The 10,990-nt window shown below is 43.4% G+C and carries 12 protein-coding genes; all 12 read left to right on the top strand.

What is annotated here, in order from left to right; genetic code table 11:
* Window positions 1-17 precede the first annotated feature (17 nt).
* The 12 genes from ACOMA8_RS14545 to ACOMA8_RS14490 all read left to right on the top strand — a co-directional run bounded on the left by ACOMA8_RS14545 (window position 18) and on the right by ACOMA8_RS14490 (window position 10,578).
* On the top strand, window positions 18-1,409 hold the full coding sequence (locus ACOMA8_RS14545) for an MATE family efflux transporter (protein WP_421371685.1): 1,392 nt from the start codon (window positions 18-20) through the stop codon (window positions 1,407-1,409).
* Between the two features lie 144 nt (window positions 1,410-1,553).
* On the top strand, window positions 1,554-1,901 hold the full coding sequence (gene rplS, locus ACOMA8_RS14540; protein WP_010754280.1) for a 50S ribosomal protein L19: 348 nt from the start codon (window positions 1,554-1,556) through the stop codon (window positions 1,899-1,901).
* 259 nt (window positions 1,902-2,160) lie between these two features.
* A complete protein-coding gene (locus tag ACOMA8_RS14535; RefSeq protein WP_421371683.1) occupies window positions 2,161-2,931 on the top strand; it encodes a CPBP family intramembrane glutamic endopeptidase in 771 nt (256 codons plus the stop codon).
* Window positions 2,932-3,821: 890 nt separating this feature from the next.
* Window positions 3,822-4,838: a xanthine dehydrogenase accessory protein XdhC gene (gene xdhC, locus ACOMA8_RS14530; RefSeq protein ID WP_161900762.1), complete on the top strand. Its 1,017-nt coding sequence runs from the start codon at window positions 3,822-3,824 to the stop codon at window positions 4,836-4,838.
* A 37-nt stretch (window positions 4,839-4,875) separates the two neighbouring features.
* Window positions 4,876-6,024 (top strand): selenocysteine lyase SclA, encoded by a 1,149-nt coding sequence (gene sclA / locus ACOMA8_RS14525; protein WP_421371680.1) that lies wholly within the window; start codon window positions 4,876-4,878, stop codon window positions 6,022-6,024.
* Window positions 6,025-6,040: 16 nt separating this feature from the next.
* On the top strand, window positions 6,041-7,063 hold the full coding sequence (gene selD / locus ACOMA8_RS14520) for a selenide, water dikinase SelD (protein ID WP_421371678.1): 1,023 nt from the start codon (window positions 6,041-6,043) through the stop codon (window positions 7,061-7,063).
* 53 nt (window positions 7,064-7,116) lie between these two features.
* The gene (gene yedF / locus ACOMA8_RS14515) at window positions 7,117-7,713 is read left to right on the top strand and encodes a sulfurtransferase-like selenium metabolism protein YedF (RefSeq protein WP_421371675.1); all 597 of its coding nucleotides are present in this window, start codon (window positions 7,117-7,119) and stop codon (window positions 7,711-7,713) included.
* Window positions 7,714-7,723: 10 nt separating this feature from the next.
* Window positions 7,724-7,987 carry a putative Se/S carrier protein gene (locus ACOMA8_RS14510; RefSeq protein ID WP_161900758.1) on the top strand — a complete coding sequence of 88 codons (264 nt, stop codon included), beginning with the start codon at window positions 7,724-7,726 and terminating at the stop codon, window positions 7,985-7,987.
* Window positions 7,975-8,718, top strand: coding sequence for a selenium cofactor biosynthesis protein YqeC (yqeC, locus tag ACOMA8_RS14505; RefSeq protein WP_421371673.1), 744 nt, complete (start codon window positions 7,975-7,977; stop codon window positions 8,716-8,718). Before ACOMA8_RS14510 ends, yqeC begins: the two co-directional genes overlap by 13 nt.
* Window positions 8,706-9,527: a selenium-dependent molybdenum cofactor biosynthesis protein YqeB gene (gene yqeB / locus ACOMA8_RS14500; RefSeq protein ID WP_421371671.1), complete on the top strand. Its 822-nt coding sequence runs from the start codon at window positions 8,706-8,708 to the stop codon at window positions 9,525-9,527. The genes yqeC and yqeB overlap by 13 nt, the downstream gene beginning before the upstream one ends.
* A 194-nt stretch (window positions 9,528-9,721) precedes the next feature.
* A complete protein-coding gene (locus ACOMA8_RS14495) occupies window positions 9,722-10,192 on the top strand; it encodes a GAF domain-containing protein (protein WP_161900772.1) in 471 nt (156 codons plus the stop codon).
* 158 nt (window positions 10,193-10,350) lie between these two features.
* Window positions 10,351-10,578, top strand: coding sequence for a hypothetical protein (locus ACOMA8_RS14490; protein ID WP_161900755.1), 228 nt, complete (start codon window positions 10,351-10,353; stop codon window positions 10,576-10,578).
* Window positions 10,579-10,990: the final 412 nt, after the last annotated feature.

Below are 10,990 nucleotides of genomic sequence, written 5' to 3'. Positions count from 1 at the left end.
CATCCAAGGACTGATTTTTGTTTAAGAAAGAGCGAAAAATAAAAAAGCGCTCAGGCAAGAATTTTTTCCTGCCTGAGCTCATTCACTCATTCAATTTGAACTCACCAACACTATTTGACGAAGAGCCACTAAACACCTTTTCGTTGCCGCTTGTAGGTAAAAATATTGTTCAATTAATTGTTGAATTTTGGCTCGCAGTTGTTTCCGGTCATATTTCTGCGAATGCCATCGCTGTGATTGGGACGGTAGACGGACTCTTGTATTCTCTGATTGGTATTTTGGGTAGTGGAACAGTTTCCTATATGATCTATGCTCCAAGAGTTGAGGATAAACATTCGCCAGCTGCCCGAACTTTGTTCAAATCCTTGTTGCTATTGAATTTGGGCTTAGGCGTATTGTTCGTCAGCTTAGGTCTGCTGTTTAGCGGTGTGATTTTGAAAGGAATCTATCGGTTTGATGGTGAACTTCTTGAGCTGGGAAACCGCTATATGAGAATTAGTAGTTGGCACATTTTGCTGACGCTGTGCGTGTTTTCACTATCAAATCAGTTGAAAGTTGTCAAAAAAACCGGCGCTGTTTTTCGTGCTGGAGTCTTTAGTAGCGGTGTACAGCTAGCTTTGACTTGGCTGTTGGCAGTCCAACTATTGACAGGAAACGAGCGGATATTGGGCATTGCTTGCGCCGGTCTAGCCTCTGAGGGCATACTTTGTCTATATTATGGTTGGCTATTGAGAAATGAATTAGCAGCTCTAAGGGGCATCAGAGGAGAACGATGGCTGTTCCTGTTGAAAAAGAGTGGAATCTTATTTTTACAAGAATTACTAGAAGGCTCGGTGTTCCAAGTCCTACTGACCGCCGCTCTTGTTCGGTTAGGTGGTCTGATATTTGCCGCTTATCAGGTTTGCCGAACATTGCCCGAGATTTTTCTAGCACCGATGTTTATGTATTGCAGCGGGTTACTGGTTCTTATAGGTGAAAAAATTGGAAAGCAAGAGTTAGATGAAGCTAGGCAACTACCAAAAATAACGCTACAACTGATTATTGGAATTTATGGGATTCTGGCTATTTGTAGTTGGTTTTGGCAAAAGTCACTGATTTCTTTGGTAACAGATATTCCTCAAGTTGCCCAGACGGCTGTCTCGGTTTTGGGTGTAGTGATTCTTTGTGAAATCACTCGACCATTTTATGAAGTTCACAAGTATAGTCTACAAGCTCTCGGCGGCGAAGAAGTGGCTTTAAAAATTACTGCGTGTGTCAACGGATTAGTGCTCCTGTTGCTCTGGTTACTTCCCAATCGCTTGGAAGTTATCTTGTTATTAGCTGCTGCTGGAAATTTAGGAGCAGCAGGCGCCTTTCAGCTAAGTTTTAAGCGCCGACTGTGCCGCATCCGTCATGGAGAAGAGAAGTAGGCCATCCAGATGCCGTTTATAAAATTTACTTTACAGGGGCTCATCTGTGTGGTAACATATTTTGGTGAGCGCACTGCTCAACAATTACGATATTCCGCTGGGGTATATGACCTTATGAATGTTTGGAAATTAGGAGAATGCAAAATGAACCCATTGATTCAAGAATTGACTCAAGAACAATTACGCTCTGACATCCCGGCTTTCCGCCCAGGGGACACTGTACGTGTTCACGCAAAGGTTGTCGAAGGAACTCGTGAACGTATCCAGTTGTTTGAAGGTGTTGTTATCAAACGCCGCGGCGCTGGTATCAGCGAAACTTACACTGTTCGTAAAATCTCTAACGGTGTGGGTGTTGAACGTACTTTCCCATTGCACACACCGCGTGTTGCAAAAATCGAAGTCGTACGTTACGGTAAAGTTCGTCGTGCGAAACTGTACTACCTGCGCGCATTGCACGGTAAAGCAGCTCGTATCAAAGAAATCCGTCGTTAATATCTGTTATATGAATGACGAAAGACCACTGTTAAATCAGTGGTCTTTTTCTTGATTTTATTGCAGGTTAGAACATGACTGGTCTGTTTTTTTAGGTACTTAAAGTGTAAATTAAAAATTAACTATGCATCACCTTATTTCAATCATTTGAATCTATTTCTTTTGTTTATTGAAAAACGATTTTGTTTAAACTGAATTATTTCAATTTTTAAGATGATTCAGCTAAACTGAATGTAGTTCTGGATTGGAGGAAGTAATTATGCACACAGATTATCCGTATATATTTGACAGTCGACCGAAACTGGCTCTCAGTGCTTGGTTGAAGATGTTAGGAGCCAATGTTTTGTCATTTGTGTTGTTGACGACGCCGGTGTTATCAAGTATTCCGCTTTTCAAGCCATTATCAAATAGTGAATTGTACGATGTTTCGATAATGGCCATTAGTCGGCAGATTATGCCAGCGTTACTATTTCTAGCCATTAATTTCTTAGGTGTTTATTGGGCGGTTGGAAAAGATTGGCGTAAGCTATTCCGACCCATCAAAGTAAAAGATATTTGGTTTATTCTTTTACTGATCCTTGCTGCTTTTCTAGCCAATTATTTTACCGGTCAAATCACAGATGCTTTGTTCGGCCATGAAGTTAATCCGAATGCAGCAATTAATATTCATCATGAGAATGGATGGGCTGCTTTTCTTTTAGCGCGTGTAACAGATTTAATCCAACTATTAGGAGAAGAATTTTTAGGCATCATTTCATTTCTTGCATTCACTCAATTAGCTAATCATTGGAACTGGTCTAGAAAAACTGCACTAGTTTTCGGGTTGGCCTTATCCTCAATTTTGTTCGGAGTCTATCATATTTCAACTTACGACTATAATGTGGGCTATGCGATTATTGGATTATTTCTTGGTCGGATGGTCATGACGATTGCTTTTATGAGAACAAAATCTATTTGGGCCAGCTTTTTAGTTCATTATATCTATGATTTTATTGGATTCTATGCGGCTTTTGTAGCGCTGGCGCATTAAGAATCGTTTATTTCAATGTTTCAATGAAAGATATTTTGCGGCGTCTGAATAAGTGGCCCAGAAAAGAGAAGGACGAATATTAAGAAACAAGTGGGCTTTTTAAGAACAAGGTTATTTGGACAGACACTTCTATGAAAATATTTGGTCTTTTCTCTTCGTTTTTACAATTTATTTATTTTATAATGAAAATGAGTTTAGCTTGGCGCAATAAGTAAAAGGACTGAATTGTCTCACAAGGCCGATTTGGAGAGAAAATTTCAACGAGAAAGCACCTGCAAAGCACTTCTGTTATTTTTTAGTATGACAGGAATTGCTCTGGAGGATGCTTCTTTTGTTTTGGTTCTATTTGTTGATAGAAAACGACAGGATAGTTTGTCATCAAGCCATTTTTTACATAAGTTTTGTCTCTTATTCCTCAATAAGTAGTATTCTGCGAGATTGTCGTTTTCACAGCAGACCTTCCCTAGTCAGTGTAACGCTCAGGTTTTACTTTTAAATTTGATACAAAAATACTTGATTGTTTCGGTTTCTATACCCAAGTACAGGGAAAACAGCGTGAACCACTTTATAGCCAGCTGACTGCATCCTTGGCCGTGTCTTCACTTAGCGAATACTCCACGAAGATCATTTGTTGGTGTGCTTTTCTTGTGTTTACTCATTAAAAAGAGTGAGTTTTTTCTTTCAGTTAGTGGTTTTTGTTAAGCGGTGCCCGAATCATTGGATTGGAATTTTGCGAATAGACCAATTCGTCAAAAAATCATCCAGAATATTTTTTAGGTGAAATTGTATTTTTTTAGTGCCAGTGTTATACTTTGGAAGAAAGAACGTGATAGCGTTTTCTATGCTGGTGGTACGTCTGACCAGTAGTAATCGGAGTGAGGATGAACCAAATGAAAGATATTATTGATGCATTAGTAGTCGCTCTCCAACAGCAAGAACCAGTAATGTTGGTAACTGTGGTCAAGAGTGCGGGATCGACTCCCCGCAAACGAGGAGCACGGATGATTTTCACTAAATCCGGTCAACAGAGTGGAACAATCGGCGGCGGCAAGGTGGAGTACTTGGCAGAAGAGTTGGCTGCTCAGATGATTCAAGAAAAGAGTAGTCAAGTGAAGAGCTACAGTCTGACACCAAAGGAAGCCTCTGGTTTAGGCATGGTCTGTGGTGGTAAGGTCTCTTTGCTCTTTCAGTATTTAGATCCGCAAGATATCAATATTCAGAAAATCATCCGGCAAGTAAAGACGGCTTTTGCAAAAGATTCTGGCGGTTGGCTTTTTTCTTCCTTGGATCCAAAAGAACCTGCTCTTGCTTTTTTCAGCGAAGATAGTGGCTGGATTGGTGGAGACGCATTGAGGAATTTGACCCGGCAAGATCTCGAAGATTGGCAAGCAGGGCTGATCACTGTCGCAGAGAAGGAATATTTCTTAGAAAAACTACAGCAACCAGGCAGGTTATATGTCTTCGGTGGGGGACATGTAGCACAAGCGTTAGTTCCTGTTTTGGCGAAAGTAGATTTTCAGGTCGTTGTATTGGATGATCGGCCGGAATTTTTGACTTCAGCGGTATTTCCAGAGGCTCAGGAAAGGTTACTGGTGGATTTCGAAGACATTTCTCAAGTTGTCCACTTAACAGAACACGACTATGCAGTGGTGATGACTCGGGGACATCTGTATGACCTGATGCTACACCAGCAGCTACTGCAGACCCCAGCTTATTATCTAGGGGGCATGGGCAGTCGCCATAAAGTGGCAGTTATGATTCAAAAATTACAGGAAGCCGGTTATACCAAGGAACAGATTCAGCGTATTCATATGCCAATCGGGTTACCAATCAAAGCCGAGTCACCAGCGGAATTGGCGATCAGTATTGCCGGTGAATTGATTTTAGCACGAGCAGAAAAAAAGTGACGGTAAGGTCCGTCTGTAAAGCGGAGGCGATGCAAGAATGGCAGAACAGATCTACCTGAATCATGCAGCGACTTCTCTGAAAAAACCTCCAGCTGTGATAGCAGCCTTGGTTAGCTATCTCCAGCAAAATGAAGAAATTGCTTTACAACGAAGCTTTCTAGGCCAAGGAACTGCTCAGAATGCATTTGAGGCACGGACGGCTGTTGCAGAATTTTTTGCAGCAACGGATGCGAGCCATGTGATTTTTACACCAAATGTGACGACCTCTTTGAATATGATTTTAAAAGGGGGTTTGCAGCCGGGAGACCATGTGTTAACTACGTCTGTCGAGCATAACGCGATTAGTCGGCCATTGGAGCAGCTGCAACAGCAGGAAATTGAGTACTCTCGGTTACCTTGCGACAGTACCGGATGTGTGGATCCAGCGGCTATTTCTAAAATGATTCGTCCGAATACGAAAATGCTGGTGATGACTCATGCTTCAAATGTCTTAGGCACGATTCAACCGGTGGAAAAATGTTTTGAGATTGCCAAAGCAAAGGGGCTATTGACGGTTTTGGATACGGCCCAAACAGCTGGTTTTTTGCCGATTGACATGGAGGCGCTGCAGGCAGATGTGATTGCTTTTACCGGTCACAAAAGTCTACTGGCATTGGCCGGAATCGGAGGCTTTGTCTTAAATGAAGAGGCTGTAAAAAGAATTCAGCCTTGGCTGACTGGCGGGACGGGCAGCTTTTCTGAGTTGGCTGAGATGCCCACTGTGTTGCCGGATCGCTTCGAGCCGGGAACACCAAATGATATGGGGATTCGTAGTTTGACGGCTAGTCTTGGCTGGCTGCAAGAACAAACAATTGCTAAGGTAGCTGACCATGAGCGAGGGCTGACGCAGCGATTTATTGATGGCCTCCAGCAGCTACCAGTCAGACTATTGGGAACAGGACTAGCTAATCGCAGTGTACCAGTGGTTTCAGTCGTACCTCAAAATATCAGTTGTGACGAGCTTGCTTTCGCTCTTTTTGCAGACTATGGCATTGTTACTCGCAATGGCCTCCATTGTGCTCCTTGGGCACATGAAGTTGCGGGGACCCTTGCTAGTGGCGCCGTTCGTTTCAGCTTTGGTTGGGACACGACGATAGATGAAATCGACAAGACACTTTTAGCATTGAATAAACTATTGAAAGCGTAATAGAAGGTGGAAGAGCATGTCATTTTTATCAAGTTGTACCTCGGGAGGTTGCGGTGCCAAGATTGGTGCTGGCGAATTAACTGATTTTCTTTCGGCGTTGCCTCGTGCGACAGACCCGAATCTATTAGTGGGTTTTGAAACAGCTGATGATGCCGCGGTCTATCGTCTAAATGAGCAGCAAGCCTTGATTTCAACGGTGGATTTTTTTTCTCCAATGGTGGAAGATCCGCGGATGTTTGGTCGGATTGCTGCGGCCAATGCCATGAGCGATGTCTATGCGATGGGCGGGCAAGTCTTGTACGCTTTGAATTTGGTGTGCTTTCCACAAAAAATGCCTAAAGAGATGCTGGCGGAAATGTTGGCAGGCGGTGCTGAAAAAGTAGCTGAGGCAGGGGCAAGCCTTGCTGGCGGGCATTCCATCTATGACCATGAACCCAAATATGGTTTAGCTGTCACAGGCACAATCCATCCGGCACACTATTTGAAAAATGACACGCCGCAACCAGGTGACGCCTTGATTTTAACAAAAGCGCTTGGTGTCGGCCTGGTACAGTCAGCGGCTCGCGTCGGTTTGGCAAGTGAGGAAGCCGAAGCAGCCGCACTGGCCTCCATGTGTCGTCTGAATAAATATGCTGCCGAAAAGCTTGCCGGCCATGCTGTTCATGCTTGTACAGATGTTACGGGTTTTGGCTTATTGGGACATGTGTCGGAGATGGCAGGAAGTGAGCATACGTTAGTGATTGACACGAGTTCTTTGCCACTTTTGCCCCAAGCTTTTTATTACGCAGAGGAATATCTGGCAACAGCCGGAGGAGAACGAAATCGTCAATTTGTAGCAGGTAAAGTGGACTTAACAGAAGTCGCTCCTGCGTATCAAGAAATCATGCTTGATCCTCAGACTTCAGGTGGGTTATTGATCAGCGTAGCAGCCAAAGATGCACAGGAACTGTTGTTGTCCATCCAACAAGATGATCCGGCAGCCGCGATTATCGGCATGGTAGCTGATGAGCGTGGCGAGAAAGCAATCGTTATTTTGTAGAGAATCGGAAAGCTTTGTTCTGAGTTTTATATTGAAAGAAAAGAGGAGTTAACATGATTCGCATCGACGCATTAGGAAAGCCTTGCCCAATCCCAGTGATTGAGACAAAAAAAGCCATCAAAGAAATGGGAGGGCATAAAGGTGAGATTGAAGTTCTAGTAGACAATGAAGTTGCTTTGAACAATATTGAAAAACTGACTTCTGGTTTGGAGATCCCAACGCAACGAAAAAAGTTAGCCACTGACCGCTTCACAATCACGCTGTTTCTTACTGAAGAAGCAAACGTAGAAAAAAGTGTTCCGATTTCTGCAAAAGCTGTCACTACCTATTTGGTTGGTAAAAAACATCTAGGAGAAGGCGATCCGCAGCTTGGCGCATTGTTAATGAAAAGTTATCTGTATTCGCTGACGGAACTTTCTGAAGTTCCTACAGAATTGATCTTCTTTAATGAAGGAATCTTTTTGACACTCCGAGATTCGTCATCACTTCCAGATTTAGAAACCTTAGTCGCTAAAGGAACCAAGATCTATGTCTGCGGTACGTGTATCGACTTTTATGAAAAGAAAGACGAATTGGCAATCGGTGAGATCACTAATATGTATGCGATTAGCGAAATGCAGCAAAAAGCCGACAAAGCCATCACGGTCTGAGGTCAAAAAGATGGAGATGAATTTGCTGACGTTTGCCAATACCCACTTTGCAGTAAAAGCTGAACAACTGTTGCAAGACAAATTAATTCCGGTTTCTCCCATGCCGCTGCCGGTTAAACTGGGGGGCTCACTTTGTGGGATCTGCTTGCGGATTCCTCGAAAACAAACAACAGCTGCAGTGGACTTGTTGACAGCCGGTGGTGCAATGCCAGCGGCGGTTTATCAGATTGATGAGACAGACGGCAATAAGGAGTATCTGCCATGGCTGATTTAAAGAAACTATTTGGACTTAACGGCCACCAAGTGATTGCGGTCATTGGCTCTGGGGGAAAAACTAGTCTCTGTCGCTACTTAGCCAACAGCTATAAAGAAGAGGGCGAGCGGGTCTTGGTGGGTACTACGACTAAAATTGCGATGCCGCCTGTAGAAACCTATAATCGATTAGTTACAGAAGATTTCGCAAGATTGGCAGAGGAAGTTCCGGGAATCACTGTTGCTGGTGAGGTCGTTAGCCAAAATGAGGTAAAAAAACTTTCACTTCCTAGGGCACCTGAATTTCAAGAGTCATTTGGTCAGTATGACAAAGTGATTTTGGAAGCAGACGGTTCCCGACAGCTCCCATTGAAGGGCTGGTCACAACAGGAACCAGTGATTCTGCCCGAGACGACAGCGACTATCTTGGTGATTCCGATCTCTGGGATTGGGCTGCGAATCAGCGAAGAAACCGTCCACCGATTGCCGTTATTTCTAAAATTGACGGGAGCAGAAGTCGGGGACGCACTGCAGATCACCCACCTGCAGCGGATGATTGAGCACCCCCAAGGTATTCTACGACAGGCAGCTGGAACTATTCACTTATTTTTTAATCAAGGGGAAACAGTAGAGGACTTTCGTGACGCAGCCGCTATTTTTGAAGGACTGTCACCGGAAATCAAGACGCGACTGCAAACGGTGATAGTGGGCAGCGCACTGAAGGGAAGCGGGGTGAGTATATGGCAACAATAGCAGAGACGCTTGTTGTCGTGAGAGGCGGTGGAGATTTGGCCACTGGCGTCATCCAAAAATTTCATAGAAGCGGCTTTAAAGTTGCGATTTTAGAAACAGAACAACCTTTAGCAATCAGGCGGACAGTATCACTATGCTCGGCCGTTTATGAGGGAATGTATCAGGTAGAAGACCTGACTGCCAGAATGATTACTGACGTCACCCAGTGTGAGGACGTCTGGTCAGCGGGGGAGATTCCTTTACTAATTGATCCTTTAGGGAAATCTTTGCAAAAATTGAAACCGACAGTCTTGGTAGACGCGATTATTGCTAAGAAAAATTTAGGGACAAATCGACAGCTGGCACCGATTACGATTGCACTGGGTCCAGGATTTTCGGCACCACAAGATGTAAATGTCGTGATAGAGACAATGAGAGGTCATCGACTGGGACGATTGATATTTGCGGGCGAAGCACTGCCAAATACTGGGGTACCGGGAATTTTGGGGGGCAAGAGCCGTGAGCGGGTTGTACACTCACCGGCAGCCGGTGTCGTAAAACATATCAGAAGGATTGGGGACCAGGTGACTGCTGGCGAATTGATCTTTTATGTGGATACCACACCGGTCTATTCGCCTTTAGCTGGTACTTTACGAGGTTTAATTCAAGCAGGCTTGACGATTCCTAAAGGATTGAAGGTGGCAGATGTCGATCCCCGCCCAAGGGAAGATGTGGACTATCAGACCATTTCCGATAAAGCTCGAGGATTAGGCGGCGCTGCACTAGAGGCAGCTCTTTGGGGATTACGTAATCAAAGTGTTCCCTATTAAATGTTGGTTCAAGTATTTTAGTGTAATGAAAAGGCTTCTTTTGGTTTCTCTGATCAAAAGAAGCCTTTTCTTTGGTTTCGAGATAGAAATGATTGCTTGTAGATGATACGGGTGGTATGATTGGGAACAAATCAAAAAGCTCCACAAGATAGGTTTTGATAATGGAGATAAGCTATAGGGGGAATCTGGGTATGGTGTGGACGGCAGAAGAAAAACGCTCAGCATATGAACTGTTATTGCTGCAACAAAAGGGCTTATTAGAAGCAGAAACGGATTGGTTGGCTAATTTAGCGAATTCTTCAGCACTCTTAAATGAGACCTTGAAAGAAACGGTGTTTGCCGGGTATTACTTATTCAATGGCGAAGAGCTGGTCTTGGGTCCATTTCAAGGACGTGTTTCTTGTACGCGAATCAAAATGGGAAAAGGGGTTTGCGGGGAAAGTGCCCAACGTCGGGAAACATTGGTTGTACCAAATGTCAAAGAACACGTAAACTATATTTCCTGTGACGGAGCTGCCATGAGTGAAATTGTGGTCCCGATGGTACAAGATGACCAACTCGTAGGCGTGCTGGATATTGATGCTGGAGTTGTGGGGATGTATGACGAAGTAGATCAAGCATTTTTACAACAGTATGTGCAAGTATTGTTAGAAGCAAAAAAATAGTAAAAAGCAGACATTTTCCGAATGATTTCGGAAAATGTCTTTTTGATTGGTTTAAAATTAAAAAAAAGAGAGAAAAAAATTAGAATAATTGTTGACACCTGAAAAAGCAGGTGGTATTATAAGATTACAAAATGATTAGAAAGAAGGAAGAGAACACTATGAATCGCGAGAACATTCAACTAGGCCAAGCCTACGAATGCAAACCGGTCGGACTACAGCGCAAAGTCACTGGAGAGGTCATTAAAAAGCTTGAAAATTGTGTAATCGTTAATGTTGATCGCTACGACTACATTGACTACGATGAAATCCAGGAACGCTGCGGCAAAGTCGTGGTTCGCTATGATGAAGTCTATGGCAAAGCACTGGTTTCATGTTTCTTCAGCTGATTCACTTCTTTTTAAGGGAGTTATTCACCTGAAAACAGGCGGGGGAAAAATGAAAAAGAAATTAGCGGAAGAAAACAGGACTTCCGCTAATCAAGGAAAGCAGCCGCTGGTTACGGCTGCTTTTTTATGTTGTTAAAACTATTGAAAAACATTGTCGAATGGAGTATAGAATATTGAAAACTACTAATTAAAAAAATATGATTAAACATAAGTAAAGGCATATACATAATGATTGATTACCATCAGTCGGTTTGATTATTTCATTTCTTTTGCCCCGGGAAAAGTCGGCTCTTCGTCAAATAGTGTTGGTGAGTTCAAATTGAATGAGTGAATGAGCTCAGGCAGGAAAAAATTCTTGCCTGAGCGCTTTTTTATTTTTCGCTCTTTCTTAAACAAAAATCAGTCCTTGGAT

The organism is Enterococcus infantis, assembly GCF_049166715.1.
Lineage (GTDB): Bacteria > Bacillota > Bacilli > Lactobacillales > Enterococcaceae > Enterococcus_C > Enterococcus_C leclercqii.
The sequence above is the reverse complement of the archived record's forward strand: the minus strand, read 5'-3'. Positions and strand labels throughout refer to the sequence as shown.

Excerpts from the sequence above, each read along its gene's own strand:
- rplS (WP_010754280.1), top strand. The coding sequence starts at position 1,554 with ATGAACCCATTGATTCAAGAATTGACTCAAGAACAATTACGCTCTGAC.
- ACOMA8_RS14535 (WP_421371683.1), top strand. The coding sequence starts at position 2,161 with ATGCACACAGATTATCCGTATATATTTGACAGTCGACCGAAACTGGCT.
- xdhC (WP_161900762.1), top strand. The coding sequence starts at position 3,822 with ATGAAAGATATTATTGATGCATTAGTAGTCGCTCTCCAACAGCAAGAA.
- sclA (WP_421371680.1), top strand. The coding sequence starts at position 4,876 with ATGGCAGAACAGATCTACCTGAATCATGCAGCGACTTCTCTGAAAAAA.
- selD (WP_421371678.1), top strand. The coding sequence starts at position 6,041 with ATGTCATTTTTATCAAGTTGTACCTCGGGAGGTTGCGGTGCCAAGATT.
- yedF (WP_421371675.1), top strand. The coding sequence starts at position 7,117 with ATGATTCGCATCGACGCATTAGGAAAGCCTTGCCCAATCCCAGTGATT.
- ACOMA8_RS14510 (WP_161900758.1), top strand. The coding sequence starts at position 7,724 with ATGGAGATGAATTTGCTGACGTTTGCCAATACCCACTTTGCAGTAAAA.
- yqeC (WP_421371673.1), top strand. The coding sequence starts at position 7,975 with ATGGCTGATTTAAAGAAACTATTTGGACTTAACGGCCACCAAGTGATT.
- yqeB (WP_421371671.1), top strand. The coding sequence starts at position 8,706 with ATGGCAACAATAGCAGAGACGCTTGTTGTCGTGAGAGGCGGTGGAGAT.
- ACOMA8_RS14490 (WP_161900755.1), top strand. The coding sequence starts at position 10,351 with ATGAATCGCGAGAACATTCAACTAGGCCAAGCCTACGAATGCAAACCG.